18 protein-coding genes are annotated in these 19,559 nt (G+C 69.4%); 5 read left to right on the top strand and 13 right to left on the bottom strand.

Annotated features, from left to right (window positions below):
- The first annotated feature begins 25 nt into the window (after positions 1-25).
- The 4 genes from K5L49_RS16095 to K5L49_RS16080 all read left to right on the top strand — a co-directional run bounded on the left by K5L49_RS16095 (position 26) and on the right by K5L49_RS16080 (position 4,787).
- The gene (locus tag K5L49_RS16095; protein ID WP_223694302.1) at positions 26-1,447 is read left to right on the top strand and encodes an aldehyde dehydrogenase family protein; all 1,422 of its coding nucleotides are present in this window, start codon (positions 26-28) and stop codon (positions 1,445-1,447) included.
- A 41-nt stretch (positions 1,448-1,488) separates the two neighbouring features.
- The gene (locus K5L49_RS16090) at positions 1,489-2,808 is read left to right on the top strand and encodes an ABC transporter substrate-binding protein (RefSeq protein WP_223694301.1); all 1,320 of its coding nucleotides are present in this window, start codon (positions 1,489-1,491) and stop codon (positions 2,806-2,808) included.
- A 102-nt stretch (positions 2,809-2,910) separates the two neighbouring features.
- On the top strand, positions 2,911-3,891 hold the full coding sequence (locus tag K5L49_RS16085) for a carbohydrate ABC transporter permease (protein ID WP_223694299.1): 981 nt from the start codon (positions 2,911-2,913) through the stop codon (positions 3,889-3,891).
- Entirely contained in the window at positions 3,888-4,787 is a 900-nt protein-coding gene (locus K5L49_RS16080) for a carbohydrate ABC transporter permease (protein ID WP_223694298.1), read from the top strand. Before K5L49_RS16085 ends, K5L49_RS16080 begins: the two co-directional genes overlap by 4 nt.
- On the opposite strand, the gene K5L49_RS16075 is transcribed toward K5L49_RS16080, so the two are convergent.
- Positions 4,784-5,677 carry a thioester domain-containing protein gene (locus tag K5L49_RS16075; protein WP_223695320.1) on the bottom strand — a complete coding sequence of 298 codons (894 nt, stop codon included), beginning with the start codon at positions 5,675-5,677 and terminating at the stop codon, positions 4,784-4,786. The two genes, K5L49_RS16080 and K5L49_RS16075, sit on opposite strands and share 4 nt — an antisense overlap.
- A gap of 410 nt (positions 5,678-6,087) precedes the next feature.
- On the opposite strand from K5L49_RS16075, the gene K5L49_RS16070 reads away from it, so the two are divergent.
- The gene (locus K5L49_RS16070; protein ID WP_223694296.1) at positions 6,088-7,248 is read left to right on the top strand and encodes a serine hydrolase domain-containing protein; all 1,161 of its coding nucleotides are present in this window, start codon (positions 6,088-6,090) and stop codon (positions 7,246-7,248) included.
- A gap of 30 nt (positions 7,249-7,278) precedes the next feature.
- On the opposite strand, the gene K5L49_RS16065 is transcribed toward K5L49_RS16070, so the two are convergent.
- The 12 genes from K5L49_RS16065 to K5L49_RS16010 form a co-directional block, all read right to left on the bottom strand.
- On the bottom strand, positions 7,279-7,698 hold the full coding sequence (locus K5L49_RS16065) for a DUF5684 domain-containing protein (protein WP_223694295.1): 420 nt from the start codon (positions 7,696-7,698) through the stop codon (positions 7,279-7,281).
- A gap of 104 nt (positions 7,699-7,802) precedes the next feature.
- Positions 7,803-8,819 carry a LacI family DNA-binding transcriptional regulator gene (locus tag K5L49_RS16060; RefSeq protein WP_223694293.1) on the bottom strand — a complete coding sequence of 339 codons (1,017 nt, stop codon included), beginning with the start codon at positions 8,817-8,819 and terminating at the stop codon, positions 7,803-7,805.
- Between the two features lie 9 nt (positions 8,820-8,828).
- Complete coding sequence (locus tag K5L49_RS16055; RefSeq protein WP_223694292.1) at positions 8,829-9,887, bottom strand: LacI family DNA-binding transcriptional regulator; 1,059 nt, start codon at positions 9,885-9,887, stop codon at positions 8,829-8,831.
- A gap of 181 nt (positions 9,888-10,068) precedes the next feature.
- Positions 10,069-10,575 carry a hypothetical protein gene (locus K5L49_RS16050; protein ID WP_223694290.1) on the bottom strand — a complete coding sequence of 169 codons (507 nt, stop codon included), beginning with the start codon at positions 10,573-10,575 and terminating at the stop codon, positions 10,069-10,071.
- The gene (gene aldh / locus K5L49_RS16045; RefSeq protein WP_223694288.1) at positions 10,572-11,948 is read right to left on the bottom strand and encodes an aldehyde dehydrogenase AldH; all 1,377 of its coding nucleotides are present in this window, start codon (positions 11,946-11,948) and stop codon (positions 10,572-10,574) included. The genes K5L49_RS16050 and aldh overlap by 4 nt, the downstream gene beginning before the upstream one ends.
- A gap of 123 nt (positions 11,949-12,071) precedes the next feature.
- Positions 12,072-12,965: a BadF/BadG/BcrA/BcrD ATPase family protein gene (locus tag K5L49_RS16040; RefSeq protein ID WP_223694287.1), complete on the bottom strand. Its 894-nt coding sequence runs from the start codon at positions 12,963-12,965 to the stop codon at positions 12,072-12,074.
- Positions 12,962-13,981 carry an SIS domain-containing protein gene (locus K5L49_RS16035; RefSeq protein WP_223694285.1) on the bottom strand — a complete coding sequence of 340 codons (1,020 nt, stop codon included), beginning with the start codon at positions 13,979-13,981 and terminating at the stop codon, positions 12,962-12,964. The genes K5L49_RS16040 and K5L49_RS16035 overlap by 4 nt, the downstream gene beginning before the upstream one ends.
- Positions 13,978-15,171 carry a Gfo/Idh/MocA family protein gene (locus K5L49_RS16030; protein ID WP_223694283.1) on the bottom strand — a complete coding sequence of 398 codons (1,194 nt, stop codon included), beginning with the start codon at positions 15,169-15,171 and terminating at the stop codon, positions 13,978-13,980. Before K5L49_RS16030 ends, K5L49_RS16035 begins: the two co-directional genes overlap by 4 nt.
- Positions 15,168-15,878 (bottom strand): sugar phosphate isomerase/epimerase family protein, encoded by a 711-nt coding sequence (locus tag K5L49_RS16025; RefSeq protein WP_223694281.1) that lies wholly within the window; start codon positions 15,876-15,878, stop codon positions 15,168-15,170. Before K5L49_RS16025 ends, K5L49_RS16030 begins: the two co-directional genes overlap by 4 nt.
- Positions 15,878-17,845, bottom strand: a complete 1,968-nt coding sequence (locus tag K5L49_RS16020) for a primary-amine oxidase (RefSeq protein WP_223694280.1) — start codon at positions 17,843-17,845, stop codon at positions 15,878-15,880. Before K5L49_RS16020 ends, K5L49_RS16025 begins: the two co-directional genes overlap by 1 nt.
- Positions 17,842-18,630: a GntR family transcriptional regulator gene (locus K5L49_RS16015; protein WP_223694278.1), complete on the bottom strand. Its 789-nt coding sequence runs from the start codon at positions 18,628-18,630 to the stop codon at positions 17,842-17,844. The genes K5L49_RS16020 and K5L49_RS16015 overlap by 4 nt, the downstream gene beginning before the upstream one ends.
- On the bottom strand, positions 18,627-19,532 hold the full coding sequence (locus K5L49_RS16010; RefSeq protein ID WP_223694277.1) for a Gfo/Idh/MocA family protein: 906 nt from the start codon (positions 19,530-19,532) through the stop codon (positions 18,627-18,629). The genes K5L49_RS16015 and K5L49_RS16010 overlap by 4 nt, the downstream gene beginning before the upstream one ends.
- Positions 19,533-19,559 lie beyond the last annotated feature (27 nt).

The raw sequence follows: 19,559 nt of genomic DNA, 5'->3' as shown, positions 1-19,559 counted from the left end.
TTCATCACCGCGCCAGGAGGCACGAATGCACGAGATCCGCGACTACGAGGCCCACGTCTTCATCGACGGCCGGTTCGAGCGCCCGGAAGCCGGCGACGGCATCCCTGTGCTCGACAAGGCGGCGGGGACGCCGCTCGGCACATACGGGAACGCATCGGCCGCCCAGGTGGACCGGGCGGTGCGGGTGGCGAAGGCCGCCCAGCCCGACTGGGCCGCTGTGGATGCCAACCGCCGAAGCGAGATCGTGCGGGCGTTCGGCCGCGAGCTCGAGCGCCGTCACGACGAGCTGATCACCCTGATCATCCGCGAGACCGGCGGAACGGCGGAGAAGGCCGAAGAGGAGCTCGGCCAGGCGGTGACGCAGCTCAACAACTCGGCGACTCAGCTCACCGAGAACGCCGGCTCGATTCTGCCGCCGTACAAGCGCGGCAAGATCTCGCTCTCCCGCGCCGTTCCACTCGGTGTCATCGGCCTGATCGTGCCCTGGAACTACCCGATGAGCCTCGCCATGCGCGCCCTCGCGCCGGGTCTCGCCTACGGCAACGCGGTGGTGCTGAAACCGGCCGAGCTGACGCCGATCGCGGGCGGACAGATCTTGGCCGAGGCCGCTCAGGCCGCCGGACTCCCCGACGGCGTCTTCAACGTGGTGCCCGGCGACGGCGCCACGACCGGACGCACGCTCTCCGAGCATCCGGATCTCGACCTCGTGCACTTCACCGGGTCGTTCGAGGTGGGCCACCAGATCGCGAACTTCGCGGCGCGCTCCTTCAAACCGGTTGCGACCGAACTCGGCGGCGACAATGCCTTCGTCGTGCTCGACGACGCGGACATCGACCAGGCGGCGAGTTGCGCCGTGTGGTCTGCCCTCTGGTACCAGGGGCAGACATGCATCACCGCCGGCCGGCACATCGTGCACGCCGCCGTCGCCGACGCGTTCACCGAGGCCGTCGTCGAGCGGGTGCGTGCGCTGCGGGTCGGCAACCCGCTCACCGACGATGTCGACCTCGGCCCGATCATCACCGAGACCCAGCTGCGACGATTCGACCACGGCCTGGTGCGGCCGTCGATCGCCGTCGGCGCCCGCGTCGCCGTGGGCGGAACCCACGACGGCCTGTTCTACCGACCGACCGTGCTCACCGGGGTCACCCCCGAGATGCCGGTCTTCACCGAAGAGATCTTCGGCCCGGTGATGCCGATCACCGTGGTCGACACCGAAGCCGAGGCGCTCGCCCTCGTCAATCGGCACCGCACGCTCATGAACTCGGTCTTCACCGGAGACCCGATGCGCGGGCTCGCCTTCGCGGAACAGGTCACGAGCAACGAGGTGCATGTGAACGACGGCTATGCCCGTCACGGGGGCGAGGGGCAGCTCGCCGGCTTCACCCATCGGCAGTGGATCGGCATCCAGACCACCCCGACGTCGTACCCCGCCTGGGCCACCGCCTGAACGGCAACCCGCACCACCATCCATCAAAGGAGATGTACACAGTGAGAAAGACAACGCTGAGGACCATCGGCGCCACGGTCGGCGTGCTCGCCGCGGCGGCGACGGTGCTGACCGGATGCTCGAGCTCGGGCGGCACGGACGCCTCCAGTTCGGGCGGCAAGGTGACCCTGAACTACGTGAACTGGGACGGCGGCATGCAGGCCGTCGTCGACGAGTGGAACAAGGCGAACCCGAACATCCAGGTGAAGCTGACGAAACCCTCGGGCACCGGCTACACCCTCTACAACAAGCTCATCACGAACAACAAGGCCGGAACCAACCCGGACGTGACCGAGGTCGAGTACCAGGCGCTCCCCGCACTCATCGCGAACAACGTGGTCATCCCCATCGACAAGTATGTGGGCGACCTCTCGAGCGACTTCTCGAAGTCGACGCTGGCCCAGGTGCAGTTCGAGGGCAAGACCTACGGCGTTCCCCAGAACGTGTGCCCGATGGTGTTCTTCTACCGCAAGGACATCTGGGATTCGCTCGGTTTGAAGGCCCCGACCACCTGGGCGGAATATGCGGCCGACGCCGCGACCATCCACGCGGCCGACCCCAAGAAGTACATCGGAAACTTCACCGCGGCCGACCCTGGCTGGTTCGCCGGGCTCGCACAGCAGGCGGGCGCCAATTGGTGGACCACCTCCGGCAAAGACAACTGGACCGTCGCCATCAACGACGCCCCCAGCAAGAAGGTGGCCGACTACTGGGGCGACCTGGTGAACAAGGGGCTCGTGAGCCCCGAGCCGAACTGGTCGGCGCAGTGGAACACCGATATGAACAACGGCTCGCTCGTCGGCTGGGTCGGTGCGCAGTGGGCTCCCAACCAGCTCCCGTCGATCGCGAAGGACACCGCCGGCAAGTGGGAGGCCGCACCGTTGCCCGCCTGGACCGCCGGCGACAACACTGTCGGCATCTGGGGCGGTGAGACCGAGGCCGTGACCGCGAACTCCAAGCACCCGGCCGAGGCCGCGAAGTTCGTGAAGTGGATGAACTCCTCCAAGGAGGGCGTCACCTCGCTGATCAAGAACGTGCAGGTCTTCCCCGCGAGCATCTCCAACCAGACGCTGCCCGTGCTGCAGACCCCGCCACCGTTCATGTCGAACCAGCCGGACTACAACACGCTGATGGCCACCGTTGCGAAGGGCGTGCGCACCTTCGACATCTGGGGACCGAACGCCAACGTCACGTTCGACTCGTACTCGAACTCGTTCGCCGCGGCCCTTCAGAACAAGACGCAGCTATCCGCCGCGCTCGACACGATGCAGACTGACACCGTCACCGACATGAAGAAGATCGGCTTCAAGGTCACCGGCTGACGCCCCTGCTGGATGGGGCGGGAGAGCGACCCTTGTCTCCGCCTCCCGCCCCGTCCGCCACCCCACCTCCCGCATCCCCCGTTTTCCCGAGGAGAACACGTCATGGCCGTCATCGGAGACAGCACCGCGTCGAAACCGGCGCGCGGAGCCGCATCCCGCCGGCCGGCCACCCGGCTCGCCACGGCGCCGGGCGAGCGCCGGCCACGCCGCAAGAGGAGCATCCTGCCGATCGTGCTCGTTGCGCCCGCCGTCATCCTGCTGATCCTGTTCACCATCGCCCCGGCCGTCTACGCCGTCGCGCTCAGCTTTCTGCAGCTGAAGGTGGGCAGCGGTCTGCTGGGCGCCGGCGGCACCACTGAAGTGTTCGCCGGGTTCGCCAACTACATCAGCACGCTGGGCGACCCCGAGTTCTGGGCCAGCCTCGGCCGGATGCTGCTGATCGCGCTCATCGGCGTGCCGCTCACGATCGTCCTCGCCACACTGTTCGCCCTGTGCCTTGACGCGAAGAAGGCCCGTCTGGTCGGGGTCACCCGCCTCGCGATCTTCTTGCCGTATGCCGTTCCCGGTGTCGTCGCCTCCCTACTCTGGGGCTTCATGTACCTCCCGGCCACCAGCCCGATCGGCGGCCAGATCATCAACTACTTCGGCACGACCGGGATCTTTTTCTCGGTGGCGAATGTGGCCGTCTGGGGAGTCGTCGGCTTCAACATGGTGATCCTCTACACGGCCGTGCGCAGCCTCCCGAAAGACCTCTTCGAGGCTGCGGAGCTCGACGGGGCGTCCGAGCTGCAGATCGCCTTGCGGGTGAAACTGCCGCTGATCGCCCCGGCCATCACGATGGTGGCCCTCTTCTCGGTGATCGGCGCCCTTCAGCTCTTCAACGAGCCGACCACCCTCAAACCCCTGGCCAACGCCATCTCGTCCACCTGGGTTCCCCTGATGCGGGTCTACACAGACGCGTTCGTGAACAACAGCATCTACGAGGGCGCCGCCACCTCGTTCATCCTCATCATCATGACCGTCACGGCAACCGTGCTGGTCAACGTCATCGGCCGGCGCTTCTCGCGGAGGGAGACCAAATGACCACGCTCACGACCACGGCCGCTCGGGCGACGGCGAAGGAGCCCGGCCCGCTGCGCACCCGCACAGGGTTGCACCTCGTGCCGACGATCATCCTCATCATCGGAGCGCTCTACTGTGTGCTCCCGGTGCTCTGGATCGTGATCGCCTCCACCAAGACGAACGACGAGCTCTTCTCGACCCCCGCGTTCCTCCCGGTGTTCCACGGCGGCTTCTGGACAAATATGCAAGCCCTGTTCACCTACAACAACGGCATCTTCGGCCGGTGGGCGCTCAACTCGGTGATCTACGCGATCGGCGGCGGCATCCTCTCGACCCTCATCGCCGGGGCGGCCGGCTACGCTCTCGGCAAGTACCGGTTCACCGGATCGAAGTGGATCTTCCGTCTCATCGTCGGCGCGGTTCTGCTGCCGCAGATCATGCTCGCCATCCCGCAGTTCCTGCTGCTGGCGAAGTTCGGCATGACCAACAACTATGCCTCGGTCATCCTCCCCCAGCTGGTCAGCCCGTTCGCGATCTACCTGTGCAAAATCTACGCTGAGGCCTCGGTACCCGACGAGATCATGGAGGCGGCCCGCATCGACGGCGGCAGCGAGTGGCGCATCTTCTGGTCCGTCGGCTCCCGGCTGATGATGCCGGCGCTCGTGACCGTGTTCCTGCTGCAGTTCATCGGCATCTGGAACAACTTCCTGCTGCCCTTCGTGATGATCAACAATGACCAGCTCTACCCGCTGACCCTCGGCCTGTACGGGTTGATGATCATCACCGGCGGGCAGGCGGCCCAATACTCGATCGTGATCGCCGGTGTGCTCGTATCGATCGTGCCGCTGGCCATCCTCTTCCTCTCGCTGCAGCGCTACTGGAAGATCGACCTGATCTCGGGCGGCGTCAAGATCTAGCCCCCCGAGCGGATGCGGCGGCCCAGGGCGACAGCGACGCCCGCGAGGATGGCGATGACCGCCACCGCGACGACTCCGCCGTCGAAGGCGGAACCGGTGGCGGCGAGCTCATCGGCCGACCCGCCCGCCGAGGTCGGCGCCTGCGTCGCAGCGGGAGCGTCGACCGCGGCTCGCCAGACGGCGGCGGCGTCGGCACTGGTCGTCGCCGTCGCCGCTGCGACGAGAATGATCGACTGAGCGTGATCCGCGCCCGTGGGCGCTCCCCCCGGCGTCGTCGGCACCGAGACGACATGCCCGTTCACAGCGGAACCCGAGACGGTGCCGGTGATCGTCGCGCTGCCGGCCGCGGCACTTTTCCGAAGGTCGAGATAGAGGGCCTGACCGTCGACGACCGCGCCCGTGTCGATCGGAGCGCCACCGGCATCCGTCACCGTGACGGACGGAGCCGTGGAGACCTGGACAGCCGTCCGGTTCGTGGTCACCGTGAACGGACCGACGAGGGACCGGCCCGTCTGAGCGGCCGATGGCGCGGAGATCGCGATCGTCGCGGTGTCCGCCGATGTGCCCCCGCTCGCGTTCGCCCCGGCGAGGAGGTGGTAGTACGCAGCCTCAGATTCCGGCGTCTCGAAAGCCCAGGCAGCGTCGTAGTCGAGTTCCGTGTACCGCCAGATCGCGTACTGCGTCGCCTCGATCGCGTCGTTCCGCTGGATCCCGGGCACGCCCGCCGCGGCTCCGAACTCCGCCAGACCGAGCGCAGGGTAACTGTGCGCGAGAACCCAGAACACCGTGCTCTGAACGGCCGGATCGGTGAAGTGGTTCACCCCCGGATACGTCGTCGGATCGCCGACGACGCCCCCGATGTGCGTCAGGGCATGAACATCGTGCTCGATGCAGTACCCCCACAGCGCGGGCTCCCCCGGATCGGCGGGATCGGCAGGTGCCTCGGCATAGATCGGGAAGACCCCGGTGCCGCCGTACCCCTGCCGATCCCCGACGTAGACCGAACCACCGTCGTGCGGAGAAGCCGGCGCGGCGGTCGCCGGAGCGGCCGCGGCGAGCGCCGCTCAGGAGAGGAGAGCGCTGAGGCCCAGGGCGAGCAGAACTCGAGCCCGGCGGCGAGGGGGTCTCTGCGTCATCGGTGTTCGTGTCCTTTCATCGAACGGGGCGTGAGTGCCGGGTCGGAGATCCGGCGCGCCCCACCGTAGCGGGCGGCTCGGGTAGCGAAGAAGCCCCGAACGGGATGGGGGTGGGCCGGCAGGGGGGCCTAGCCGCCCTGTCGCCGCCCTCCTAGGATGGCGGCGTGGGGAATCGTCGGAGGTCTTTCATCGTCGTCGCCGCCGCCGGGGGGCTCGGGCTCGCTCTGCTGAGCGGATGCGCGGGGTCGGGTGGTCCGCACTCCGCAGTTCCGGCTTCCGCTGGTCCGACCGCCACGTCCTTGCCGACGGCGCGGATCGCTGCCGCGGTGGATGACACGATCGCCGCCGCGGGCATCCCCGGCGCCGCTGTGCGGATCACGCGTGCAGAGGGCGCCGTTCCCTGGGTGCACGCGACCGGCGACGCCGTGCTGGACCCGAAACGAGCAGTGAAGGCCGACGACCGGTTCGCCTATCGCAGCATCACCAAGTCGTTCACCGTGACGGTCGTCCTCCAGCTCGTCGATGAGAAGAAGGTCGGCCTCGACGATCCGATCTCGCGTTTCGTGCCGGGCGTTCCGTCGGGGAACGAGATCACGATCCGCGAGCTCGCGGGGATGCGCTCGGGCCTCGTGAACTATTCGGCCACTCCGTCCGTGCAGAGCGGACTGCAGGCGGATCCGACCCGCGCGTGGACGGACGACGAGCTCCTCGCCGCGGCGTTCGCGCAGCCGCTCGACTTCGCGCCGGGCACGGCATACGAGTACTCGAACACGAACACTGTTCTGCTGGGGCGCGTGATCGAGGCCGTGACCGGGCATCCGTGGGCTCAGGAGGTGGCCGCCCGGCTGACGACACCGCTGGGGCTGGGCTCGATCTCGTACCCCGGGAACGGAGCGATGGCGTCGCCGGCCGCCGCGCCCTACCAGGTCGGGGGCCGGGGTGCGGCGCCTGAGGCGCTGCCGGCCGTGTCGTTCGCCCTGTTCTCAGCGGCCGGCGGTCTCACCGGGACGGTCGGCGACCTGGACGGGTGGGCGCGGGCGCTCGGCACCGGCAAGACCCTGAAGGCGGCGACGTTCGCCGAGCGCACCGCACAGCTCTCGAAGGCGTCGACCGATCCGAAAGGGCCGCTCTACGACTCCTACGGCCTGGGCGTCGGCGTGATCCGCGGCTGGATCGGGCACACCGGCGTCGGGATCGGCTACCAGTGCCTCGCGATGTACGACCCGAAGACGGGGATGAGCGTGGCCATGGTCATGAACGGCACGGGCGACGACCCGGATGTGCCCGCGCGTCTGTTCGAGCGCATCCTACCGCTGCTCGGCTGACGCGGGAGCGAGCGGCTCGAGCGCGAGCGGCTAGGCGGTCGTGGCCTCGCGGCGGCCGCCCGGGCCCACGTACCGGGAGTTGCCGTAGCCGACGATGAAGTAGCCGATGATCGCGAGCAGCCAGAGCAGGAAGAAGCTGAACGCCCCGCCCCGGCCGAAAGCGCGACCCACGCCGAAGGCCACGATGATCGCGACGACGATGTTGACGATCGGGATGAAGTAGAGGATGACCAGTGCACCGTGGTAGCCGGCGATCTTCACCAGCAGGTAGGTGTTGTAGATCGGGATGAGGGAGCCCCAGCCCGGCTTGCCCGCCTTGCGGAAGACCGGCCAGAGCGCCAGGACAACGAGGATGTAGCCGATCAGACCGCCGACGAACGACGATACGGGCGCGAAGGCGTCGGACTGGCCGATGAGATCGCCCATCGGCAGGCTCGTGAGATACGGCATGGTTTCTCCTCCAAGTGGTCGGCCCCGAGACTACCTGCCCACTCAATGCGACGGTGTCAATCCTCCTCCCGTGGCGTGTCCCCGCACCACCCGACCTGATCGGGTCAGGGGGTCGAGGATCGGAGGCGCACCACCCCGGCGAACGGTGTTGTCAGCGCAGCGTCCGGGCTTTCGGCGAGCGCGAGTTCGAGGGCGCGCGCCCCGATATCGGCCAGCGGAAGCGCGACGGTGGTCAGCGCGGGGGTGATGTCCTGCACCAGGGGGATATCGTCGAAGCCCGCCACGGCGATCTCGGTGCCGGGGGTGAGTCCCGCGTCGCGCATGGCCACCATCGCGCCGACCGCCATGACGTCGGTGACCGCGAAGACGCATCCGGGGCGGTCGCCGGCGGCCAGAAGCGCCGCCATCGTCTCGTACCCGCCCTCGCGCGAAAACGGGCCGGGAACGACCCGCGCATCCGGGGCGGCATCGAGGAAGCCCGACGTTCGGTCGCGCGCCGTGAGGAGGTTCTCCGGCCCGGCGAGGATCGTGAAGTCGCTGTACCCGCGCTGCTGCAGCGCCACCGCGAGGGCAGTCGCCCCCTCACGGTTCAGCACCGTCACCGAGCGCACGCCGGGCACGTTCGGGCCGATGAGCGCGACGCTCGCCCCGCCGCGCACGATCGCCGACAGCTGGGCGAGGCCGTCGTCGTGGCTGGGGCGCGCGTCCACCGTGCGACTTCCCGCGAGGATGACGACGCGCGGTCGTTGGCCGCGGAGCGCGGCGAGGGTTGCCGCCTCGCGGGAGGCGTCCGTGCCTTCGGCGGTGGCGGTTCCGGTCGCAGTGATGGTGACCATGAGCCCACGCTCGTCCGCGACCCGGATGACGCCGGAAGCGATGCTCGAGAAGTAGGGGTCGGCGATGTCGCCGACCACGATGGCGACCGTGTTGCTCGTGCCCCGCGCGACCGCCTGCGCCTGCACGTTCGGGCTGTAGCCGAGTTCGACGGCGGAGGCGAGCACCCGAGCCTGCAGCTCCGCATTCACCTTGCGCGCGCTGCCGTTGAGGGCACGGGATGCGGTGGCCAGCGAGACCCCGGCGTGCGCGGCGACCTGCGACAGGGTGGCGGCGGTCTCGGTCACAGGCCCACCCTATCGAGCCGGGAGCGCGGCCAGCGGAGGCGTGCTGGCCCGGATCACCGGATACGCGGGCACGGTGCGCACGTCGCCGTCCGGCGTGAGGGCACGTGCGATGGCCTCCTCGGCGACGGCGTCGAGGGCGACATGCACCGTCGTGAGCGCGGGCACGACATCCCGCAGCGTCGTGATGTCGTCGAACCCGGCCACCGCGATGTCCTCGGGGATGCGCCGGCCGCGAGCGCGCAGCCCGGCGATCGCCCCGAGCGCCATGTCGTCGGTGATGGCGAACACGAGTTGGAGCCGCCGCAGCTCGTCGTCGCCGAGGGCGAGGATCTCATCGCGCGCGCCCTCCCAGCTGAACTCCGGATGCCGCACGACCGTCTCGACGCCACTCGCGCCAGACTCGGTGAGGCCGGCGACGAACCCTTCGACCCGCAGCTGCATCGAGAGCAGCGGCGTGGCGCTGCCGAGCACCAGCGCCCGCCGGTAGCCGAGGGTGGCGAGGTCGGCGGCCAGCTGACGGGCGCCGTCGTGGTTGTCGAAGGTGACGGTCTCGAAGGGCAGGTCGCTGCGGCTGATCAGCACGACCCGGCCGCCGGTCTCTTCGTAGCGGCGCAGTTCCGCCTCCAGCTCGCCGCCGGTGGGCGGGTCGACATAGCCGGTTCCGGCGAGGATGATGGCGCGGGGCTGCTGCCCGCGCAGCTCGCGCACGAGGTCGAGTTCCCGATCCGGTCGCCGATCGGTCACCGCGATCGACACGCGCAAGTCCACCGACTCGGCCTGCCGCATGATGGCGGCGGCCATCGCCGAGAAGTAGGGGTCGGAGATGCCGCTGATCACCAGCGCGACTGTGCGGGAGCTGCCCCGGGCGATCACCTGGGCGGCGAGGTTGGGCGTGTAGCCGAGCTCGCGAGCGGCGGCCAGCACACGTTCGCGGTAGCTCTCGGCCACCTTGCGATCGCTGCCGTTCAGCACCCGGGAGGCCGTCGGCTGCGACACCCCGGCCTTGAGGGCGACGTCGTCGAGCGTCACCGGTCGGCGCGGCGCCGCGTCGCTCTGAGTCTCGCTCACGGCCCCAGCCTACCGAACCCGTGGGCCCCCGGGAATGCGCATCCCCGGCCGGCCGATCGACACGGTCGCAGGCCGGGCATTCGTCAGCTCGTGGCCGCTAGACCGATGGTCATGGCTGAGCAGCTATCCGGAGACGTTCACACATGGCTCCTGTTGATGGCACAGCAGAGCACGGTTGGTATCAGAGAGCGAGCATCCAGAGGAGACCGGCGCCGCAGACCGCTGCGGAGGCGAGCGAGTGGAAGCGCCACAGTCGCCGGGCGAGCAGCACGCGCGCCAGCACCCACACAGCCACAACGGCGAAGGCCGCCGCCATGCTGATGCCTGCCGAAAGTGCGCCCATCCCCATTCTGTGGCCGCTCATGCCTTCGCTCGACCCGGTGGAGCCGGCATCGCTTGCGCTCGGAGACGAGACGGCCATGACCGCCATCAGGAGAAGCATCGCCCAGAGGTCGGCGAGGTGCTCGCGCGCCCAGTGCCGCGTGCGGGCGAGCGGGGCGTAGGCGAAGGAGAGGAGCGCCAGCGTGAGGGCGGCGGCCGTGGTCGCCGCGGCGCTGTTGCCGGCGGCGATCGCCCACACCATCACCCCGGCGGGCAATGCCTCGTGTGCGAGGGCGCGCGAGAGGTGCAAGAACGTCGCATCCGGGGTGCGGAAGTGGACGTCTCGCACCTCTCGCGCGGTGGTCACGCGCGCCAGACGGTCTTGATGTTGGTGAACTCGCGGATGCCGAGAGCCGAGAGCTCGCGGCCGTAGCCGGAATCCTTCACCCCTCCGAAGGGCAGCTGCGGGAACGAAGCGGTGAGGCCGTTCACGAACACGCCTCCGGCCTCGATGCCGTTCTGGAACAGCTCGGCCTCGGTGTCGTCATTGGTCCAGACGCTGGAGCTCAAACCGAACTCCGAGTCGTTGGAGCGCTCGATGGCCTCGGCCGCACTCGACACCTTGTAGAGGCAGGCGACCGGGCCGAAGCACTCCTCACGGAAGATGCGCATTTCGGGGGTGACGTCGGTGAGGACGGTGGCCGGGTAGAACCAGCCCGGACCCTCCGGCACGTCGCCGCCCGCGAGCACCGTGGCGCCCTTGGCTCGCGCATCCTCGACCAGCGCGTGCGCGTCGCGGCGGCCCTGCTCGGTGGCGAGCGGACCGAACGAGGTCTCGGGGTCGAACGGGTCGCCCGGCTTCTGGGCGCGCATCCCGGCGACGAAGGCCTGCTCGAACTCGTCGTAGACGTCGGCGTGCACGTAGTAGCGCTTGGCGGCGATGCAGCTCTGGCCCGAGTTCTGCACGCGCGCGTTCACGCCGGCCGTCGCGGCCGCGGCGACATCGGCCGAGGGCATGACGACGAAGACGTCCGTTCCTCCCAGCTCGAGCACCGACTTCTTGATGTTGCGTCCGGCGGCCTCGGCCACGGCCGAGCCGGCGCCCACCGAACCGGTGAGGGTGACGGCGCGGATGCGCGGGTCGTCCAGCAACGAAGTCACCGCGCCACCCTCCACGAGCAGAGTCTGGAAGGCCCCCTCGGGGAAGCCTGCCCTGGCGAACAGAGTGCCCAGGTAGAGGGCGCTCTGCGGAACACTGGAAGCGTGCTTGAGGATTCCCGTGTTGCCGGCCATCAGGGCGGGGGCGGCGAAGCGGACGACCTGCCAGAACGGGTAGTTCCACGGCATCACGGCCAGCACGGTGCCGATCGGCTGGTAGCGCACGCTCACGGCCGAGGCGCCGACGTCGCCGGGCTCGACCGGGTGCTCGTCGGCCAGGTACTCCTCGGCGTGGTCGGCGTACCAGCGCATGCCGCGGGCCGACTTCGACACCTCGTACTTGGCGGTGCCGATGGTCTTGCCCATCTCGGTGGAGACCAGGGAGGCGACCTCGTCGAGTTCGGCGTCGAGCAGGTCGGCGGCGGCGTGCATCCAGCGGGCCCGTTCGGCGAAGCTCGTCGCGGCGAGGTCGCGGTAGGTGTCGTGCGCGCGGGCGACGATGGCCTCGATCTGCTCCGCAGTGTGCGGTTCGAAGGTCTTGAGCGTCTCACCCGTTGACGGGTTGATGGTGGCGATGGCCATGCTGACTCCTTTGTTCTGCGGTTGGCGTCAAAGCACTCGAGTCCACGGATTTTCAGCGGACTCGGTGGTTTTGGGCGGATAAAGTGCGGACTCGGCTGCTGGGAGGGGGAGGGTGGGGTGGGGTTAGGGGGCGGTGAGGCGGCGGGCCAGCTCGATTCCGCCGGCGACGGGGGCGTCGGCGAGTGGCACGATGCTGATCGAGGGATGCGCGGCCGCGATCCGCTCCGACAGTGCGGCGGAAAGACGCGGCTGGTTGGCGATGACACTGCCGGCGGTGACGACGGTCTCGCCGACCGCACCGCGACGGACGAGCTGGTCGACGAGGTGCGCGAGGTGGTCCGCAGCGCGTTCGACGACGCCGACGGCGAGAGCCGAACCGGCATCCGCGGCCGCGAAGACGGCGATCGCACGGGGCCCCCAGTTCTCGGGCGTCGGTGTGTCGTTGACGGCACGGGCCAGTGCGGGCGCAGAGTCGACGCCGAAGGCGAGCAGCAGGGCGCGGAGCAGACCGTCGTCCGGCTCGCCGTCGTCGTTCGCGGCGAGGGCGGCGATGGTCGCCTCCCTCACGACGGCGGGTGCGCCGCCGTCGTCTCCGATCACCCAGCCCCAGCCTCCGGCGAAGAGCGTCTCGCCGGTCGCGTCACCGCCGACAGCGATGGAGCCGGTTCCGGCGATCACTCCGATGCCGGTCGTCAGCCCGGCGGCGGGCACCAGGAGGGCCGCGTCGTTCACGACCGATGCCGGATAGCCGAGCGCGCCGAGTTCATGCGCGAGCTCACCGCAGTGCTCGACGGTGTCGCAGCCTTGCGCGCCCACACCGACGGCCACGACACGGTCGCCCTCCGGCACCACACGATTGAGGCGACGGATCAGCCAGCGAGCGGCGTCCCCCGCCGGCGAGGCGCTCCAGTCCTCGGCCGGCAGGGAGACGTCGGCGATGAGCGAGCCGTCGAGAGCGGCGACCCGCACGCCGAGCTTGGTGCCACCGGCATCCAAGCCCACGATCACATCGGTCATGCGGCACCGCCCGCGTCGACCGGAACCTTCGTGTCCGCGTTGTGGAACACGAACTCCTCGATCTCGACACCGCGCACATCGGCGACGGCCCCGACGAGGATCTGCATGACCAGCGCTTCGAGCACGGCGCGCTGCGCGGTGGGCAGCTTCGGCAGTTGCACCAGGTGCAGCGTGTCCGTGGTGTCGACCGGCTCGGCCGAGATGAGGATCACATGGTGGCCCGCCTCAGAGAGCGTCGTGGCAAGGTCGAGCTCGCGGCTGTCGCCGAAGACCACGTGCACGCCGTCGCCGGCCGACTCCATCGAGCCGTGCAAGTACTGGCGCGTGCTCATGCCGGTGGCCGGGATGCGCGCGACCTCGCGGAAGAGCAGAGCACCGGCCTCGGCCGAACCCACCGCCGGGCCGGCCCCGACGAAGTCGCTGGACGCGACCGTGCGGAACAACGGCGCGAGCGCCGTGACGCGCTCGGTGAGCTCGGCCTCGACCTGTGCGAAGGTCTCGTGCAGGGTGAACCAGGCCGGGTCGACCTCGCCCCCGTCCCAGGCGTCTGCCAGCATCCCGAGCGCCGCTACGGTCGCGGTGTAACCGAGGGTGGAGGCGTAGCTGTCGTCGAGGTTGCCGAGCGCGATACTGGAGGCGATCTGCGAGATGGGCGACGGCTCCGTGTTGACGACTGCCAGGCGGAGCTCGGGCGCCACCGACTCGAGAACGGCGAGCGTCTCAGCGCTGCGCCCGCTCTGCGAGATGCCGACGATGGGGTGCACGCTCGCAGGGAACGGCAGGGGCAGATCGCCCGCTCCCAGCCGCCAGGAGTGGATGCCGCGCGTTCGCAGCGCCCACACGGCGGGGCAGGCCGCAGCCAGGCTGGCGCCGATTCCGACGAAGACGGGGCCGGCCCCCTCCAATTCGCCCGCCGCCTGACGCTCCGCGATCTGCGCGGCGATGCGCGGGATGGCCTGGCCGAGCTCGTCGGCCTGGGTGGCGCGGGCCCCCGCGAATGTGATGTACCCGTTCATCGTTGTCCCCTCGGTGTTTCGGCGGCGCTCAGCGCCGCGCTGGTGGTGTCGGGCGCCTGCTCGGCGCTGGTGTCGCCGAGGGTGCTGCTCAACGGATCCCAGTCGACCGGCAGCGGCTCGACCGTCGGAGCCGTGCTCCGGATGTCTACCGGCTGCCCGCTCTCGATCGATTCCTCGATCGCGAGCATGACCTCGAGCGCATGGTAGGCGAGCTCACCGCTGGCGCGCGGCGTGCGGCCCGCCCGGATGGCCCTGGCCATCTCGAGCACGCCGGCACCGCGTTCGCGGTGCGCGCCGGGCGGGGGGATGTCGACCCACTCGGTGGTCTTATCGTCGCCCGCGAGCACGCGGGTCGTCCCATCGAACCCGCTCACCGGCACCTCGATGACGCCGGCGGAGCCGGTGATCTCGAATGTCTGGCGGCGGAGCGCCGAGTCGAAGCTGTAGACGGAGGTGCCGACCGCACCGGAACGGAACCGCGTCAGCACGCTCACATGGGTGCTCACCTCGACCGGGAAGCTCTGCCCCGCGTCCGGCCCGGAGCCGATCACGCGTTCTGCTCGCGGGCGCTGCCCGACGGCCTCGACCGATTCGACCGGACCGAGCAGCTGCACCATCGTGCTCACGTAATACGGTCCGATGTCGAACAGCGGCCCGGCGCCACGAGCGAAGAGGAACTGGGGGCGCGGGTGCCACGAGTCCGGTCCGGGGCCCTGCATCAGGGTGAGGAGGGTCTGCGGCGTTCCGATCGCGCCGTCCGTGAGCAGTGTGTGCGCGTTCTGGATGCCTTCGCCGAGAATCGTGTCGGGAGCGTTTGCCACGACCACGCCACGCGCTTCGGCGGCGTCGAGCAACGCCCGCGCACTGGGCAGGTCGAGCGTCAGCGGCTTCTCGCCCCACACATGCTTCCCGGCCGCGACAGCCTTCAGCCCGACTTCGGCATGCGCCGCCGGGATCGTGAGGTTGACGACGATCTCCACCTCGTCCAGCGCAAGCAGCTCGTCGACACCGCCCGAGAACGGGATGCCGTACTCGGCCGCCTGCGCCCGCGCCCGGTCGAGGTCGAGGTCGGCGATCCCGACGACGCGCACATCCGGGTAGGTGGTGAGCGAGCGAAGGTACTCGTCAGAGATGTTCCCCGCGCCGATGATACCGACGCCGACGACACCGGAGGCGGCCTGGCCGGTCACGCGTTCACCAGCTTTCCGAAGTATGCGGCGTTCTCTTCGAGCAGCGGCCACACATCGCCCTCGTGCACGACGACCTCGACGACCGGCAGTTCCAGGCTCGTGGCGAGCGGCAGCACATCGGCGATGTCGAACGGGTTCTGCCCGTCGTGCTTCACATGAAGCATGCGCACGCGGTCGCCGAGGCGCGGGATGAGCTCGGTCACGTCGGCCCCGCCGACAGCGGCCCAGTACGTGTCGAGTTCGAGCACGACTGCCGGGTCGAGCAGCGAGACGAGAAGCTCGTAGGCCGGAACGCCGTCGACCTTCTGGGCGAACTCGAAGTCGTGGTTGTGGTAGCCGACGCGGATGCCGTAGCCGGCAGCGAACGCGGCCGCCTCGTTGATTGCCGCGGCGAGCGCCGTCACTCCCGCACGGTCGGCGATCGAGTCCGGGCGCACCCAGGGAACGATGATGGTCTCGATGCCGAGACGGGTCGCGGCGGTGACCACCGCATCCCGGTCGAGCTCGGTGATCTTCGAGTGCGCGGTGGTGGCGCGCAGCCCCGAAGCGGCCAGTGCCGCAGCGAGCCCTTCGGTGTCGCTCAGGATGTCGTAGGGCTCGGCGTGCGTGAAGCCGAGCGCTGCGAGACGGGTCAGGGAGGCGCGGAGCGCATCCGGGCCGATCTCGTCGCGCACGCTGTAGAGCTGCACGCCCAGGGGGCTGGTCATCAGTGGTGTCCTTCGTGCTCGTGATGGTGCGACGCGCCCGGCGCGCAGTGGTCGCCGGTCGATTCGGGGATGTCGAGGGTGGGATTGCGGCCGAAGAAGCCGTGCGGCTTCAACACGAAGCCGGCCGAGTCGACGGGCATGATCGGCCAATCCTCGATCCGCGGGAAGTGGGTGAGGCCGAAGGTGTGCCAGAGCACGATGTCGGTGTCGTCGACGGGTCGGTCGGCCCCCGTCCAGGCGGGGAGCCCCGCCCAGCCCGGGTGCATGTTGACGAAGTCGCCCGCCGGGTAGAGCTCGTCCGGCTCGTAGGCGGTGACCCAGAGATGCTTGGCGGCGTAGGTAGCCCTGGCGTAGATGTCCGACTGCTCGTCGGCGAGGAGGGCCGGCTTGCCCTCGGGGAACAGCACATAGCCGACGCTGCCGCCGAGCCGGTTCTTGACGGCCGGGTTCGACACCAGCCAGACGCGTCCGCGGGCGTTGTCGGCCAGGCGTTGCGCCTCCGACTCGGTGCGCAGCCGTGTGACGGTCTGCGTGATCCCCGTCCCCGTGGGGTTCGTGTCGCCGCGCGGCACGAGCACGGCCTCCAGCTCGTCCACCGCGTTGTCGTGTCCGTCGACCATCATGTCGAGGCGGGCACTGAACAGGTGCTGGTGGTAGGGCGCGCCGAGCCCGGGCGCGAGCTCGGACGCGTAAGCGTAGCCCTCCCCCGGGTAGGCCGAGGTGAACACGACGCCGGTGGCCTTCACCTCCAGCTCGATATTGCCGTCGAGCGAGAAGTACCAGTAGAAGCCGTAGTCGTAGTTGCCGACGGTGACGAAGAACGAGACCACGAGGCGGCGATTGCGGCGCGAGTCGCTGGAACCGTTCCAGTTGTCATAGTGCTTCCAGAGGATGCCGGTGTCCTCCTCGTGGATGCAGATGGCCTGCGGGATGACGCGCACGTTCCCGGCGTTGTCGGCGAGCGTCGCATCCAGGTAGGTGATGTCGCCCACGCAGTCGCACCCGAGCTCGAGCGAGTTGGCGAAACCGCCGAGCAGGTACTCGCCGCAGTCGAAGAAGTTCTGGAACCAGCGCTGCGGGCTCGGGTCGCCGTACGGCACCATCATCTCGGCGATGGAGGCGCGGTAGACGACCGGGCGCTGAACGCCGTCGTCGTCGATCGAGATGTTGTGGAACACCAGGCCTTCGCGCTGGTCGAAGGAGACCTGCAGGTTCCAGCCGGCCCAGGAGAGCACGCCGTCGTCGTCCACGGTGAAGCTCGGACCTTCGGGCTGCCTGATCTCGATGGGCTTCAGACCCTGGCGCGGCTTCTGACCGACCCACTCGGGCAGGTGGAAGTTGCCGTCCTCCTGCGGCACCGGGAACTCGACGTAGTCGATCACGTCGAGCACCTCGCGGGTGATGACGTCGACCATCACGGTCACGCCGTCGACGGGATGCGCCCAGCCGAGGTCGTGCGGGGTCTTCTGCACGAACGTGAAGCAGCGCTGGATACGGCGGCCCTGCTCGTCGGGGGCGAGCACGCCCGCAGAGAGCGGGTTGACCCGCAGGGTGCTGATGTCGGTGAGGCCGCGCTTGGCCATCGCAGCCAGCCAGCGTTCGTCTTGATGCACGACCTCTTCGACCAGGCCGAACTCCGCGAGGACGACCGGCACCTGACCCTCGGCCGGATCGAGTTCGCGGGCGGAGACGACGCGATCTTCGGCGGGGCAGACCACGACATCGTGGGAGGCGCCGGTGCCGAAGTCGACGAGCATCGCACGGAAGCGGCGCGCATCCGGAACTGCTCCCGGTGCCAGCAGAGTGCGCTTGTCCTGCTCGAGCAGACCGAAGTAGGAGACGTGCGTGTTCTCGCCGAGCAGCCCCTCGCGCACCAAGAGGGCGCGCGCCGCGACGATCTCGTGCGACTTCATCGACGTCAGCGCAGCGGCGACCCCGGTCGTCTCGGTCACAGCGGTGGTGGTCACAGGAGCTCCGTTCGGTTGTGGCGGGCGAAATACGTGCGCAGGCGGTAGCGGTCGCCGGCGTACTGAATGGTCGAGGCGAGCACAGGGCGGTCCGCCCGGCCGCTCACCAGCTGGTGCATGACGAGGGTGGGGGTCCCGACCTCGACGTCGAGCTGGCCGGCGATCTCGGTGCTGGCCTCGCGGGCCTCGATCGTGGTCTCCGCATTGGCGAGGTCGTGGCCGGACTCCGTGAGCACCTCGTAGAGGGACTGGGTGCGGAAGTCGTACGCCTCCACGTCCGGGATGAGCGCGGCCGGCACCAGCGAGAGGTCAACGGCGATGGCCACCTCGTTGAGCAGGCGCACCCGGCCGAGCCGGAACAGCGGCGTGCCCGGCGCGATCCCGAGTTTCTCGGCCTCGTCGATCGTGGCGGCCGTCTTTTCGGCCCGCAGCACGCGGGAGGAGGCGACGAGACCCATCCGTTCGGCCGTCTCGCTGAACGACTCCAGACTGTTCGGCCACTCGTTGCGCTCCTCGGAGCCGCCCCCGGCGATGTACCAGCCCCGGCCGTGCGAGGGGGTGATGGCGCCGTCGTCGACCAGAGCCTGCAGAGCCTTGCGCAGGGTGACCCGACTGATGCCGAGCTTCTGGCAGAGTTCACGCTCCGGGGGAAGACGCGAGCCGGCACGCATCGAGCCGGCCGCAACCTGGGCGCGGATCGCATCCGCCGCCTGAACCCAGAGCGGATCCGGGTAGTCGGTGCGGATGCCGAGATCCCCGGATCCCAGCGACATATTGGCGCTCATCTGTCGAAGCTCACCGTCTCCCAGACGCCGCTCTTCATCGAGGCGTAGCAGGCGTCCAGGATGCAGTTGACGATGAAGCCGTCGCCGAACGTCTCCACCGGGGGCTCCCCCGCGGCGAACCGGTCGACGAAGTGCCGCATCTCCTGGCTGAAACCGTAGGCGCGTGCCTCCTCGGGAACCGGGTACACCCAGCCGGTGTCGGCGTCAGCCTTCTCGACGAGGTAGCCGGCGGGGTTCTCGATGAACCCCCACACCGGGGTCTGCGAGGTGTCGGTGACGATGCGGCCGGCGGTGCCGACCAGCTCGTGCCGCAGCTGCATGCCGCCCTTCTCGATCCACGACGACTCGATCTGCGCGAGCTGGCCGCCGGCGAACTTGAGCAGCGCGATGGCGGTGTCCTCGCCCGTGGTCTTGTCGCCGTGCACCATCGTGGCGCCCCAGGAGAAGACCTCGGTCACGGGGTTGTCTTTGCCGAAGAAGTGGCGGGCCGACTCCACGGTGTGGCAGCCCATGTCGAGCAGGGCGCCGCCGCCCGCGGTCTCCGCATCCCAGAAGTGCGGGGCGTGCGGGCCGGAGTGCGCTTCGCGCGCCCGCATGGTGAGCACATCCCCGATCGCGCCGGCGGCCACCATCTGGTGGGCTTTGGCGATGTTGGGTGAGAAGACCGAGCTCTCGGCATAGCCGTGCCATACGCCCGCGTCGGTGACGATCTTCAGAATCTCGGCGGCCTCGGCCCCGGTGCGGGCGAGCGGCTTGGTGCAGACGACGCCCTTGCCGGCCGCGGCCACAATGCGCACCGCCTCCACATGCGCCTCGTTGGGCAGCGCGATGACGACGAGGTCGACTTCGGGGTCGGCGCACAGGGCCTCCATCGAGTCGTATTGCCTGGGGATCGGCCCCACTTCTCGGCGAAGTCTTTCGCGCGCCGG

The organism is Leifsonia poae, from assembly GCF_020009625.1.
In the GTDB taxonomy this organism is placed as follows: Bacteria; Actinomycetota; Actinomycetes; order Actinomycetales; family Microbacteriaceae; genus Leifsonia; species Leifsonia poae_A.
The sequence above is the reverse complement of the archived record's forward strand: the minus strand, read 5'-3'. Positions and strand labels throughout refer to the sequence as shown.

Excerpts from the sequence above, each read along its gene's own strand:
- K5L49_RS16080 (WP_223694298.1), top strand. The coding sequence starts at position 3,888 with ATGACCACGCTCACGACCACGGCCGCTCGGGCGACGGCGAAGGAGCCC.
- K5L49_RS16025 (WP_223694281.1), bottom strand. The coding sequence starts at position 15,878 with ATGACCAGCCCCCTGGGCGTGCAGCTCTACAGCGTGCGCGACGAGATC.
- K5L49_RS16065 (WP_223694295.1), bottom strand. The coding sequence starts at position 7,698 with ATGCCGTATCTCACGAGCCTGCCGATGGGCGATCTCATCGGCCAGTCC.
- K5L49_RS16085 (WP_223694299.1), top strand. The coding sequence starts at position 2,911 with ATGGCCGTCATCGGAGACAGCACCGCGTCGAAACCGGCGCGCGGAGCC.
- K5L49_RS16040 (WP_223694287.1), bottom strand. The coding sequence starts at position 12,965 with ATGACCGATGTGATCGTGGGCTTGGATGCCGGTGGCACCAAGCTCGGC.
- K5L49_RS16095 (WP_223694302.1), top strand. The coding sequence starts at position 26 with ATGCACGAGATCCGCGACTACGAGGCCCACGTCTTCATCGACGGCCGG.
- aldh (WP_223694288.1), bottom strand. The coding sequence starts at position 11,948 with ATGGCCATCGCCACCATCAACCCGTCAACGGGTGAGACGCTCAAGACC.
- K5L49_RS16015 (WP_223694278.1), bottom strand. The coding sequence starts at position 18,630 with ATGAGCGCCAATATGTCGCTGGGATCCGGGGATCTCGGCATCCGCACC.
- K5L49_RS16035 (WP_223694285.1), bottom strand. The coding sequence starts at position 13,981 with ATGAACGGGTACATCACATTCGCGGGGGCCCGCGCCACCCAGGCCGAC.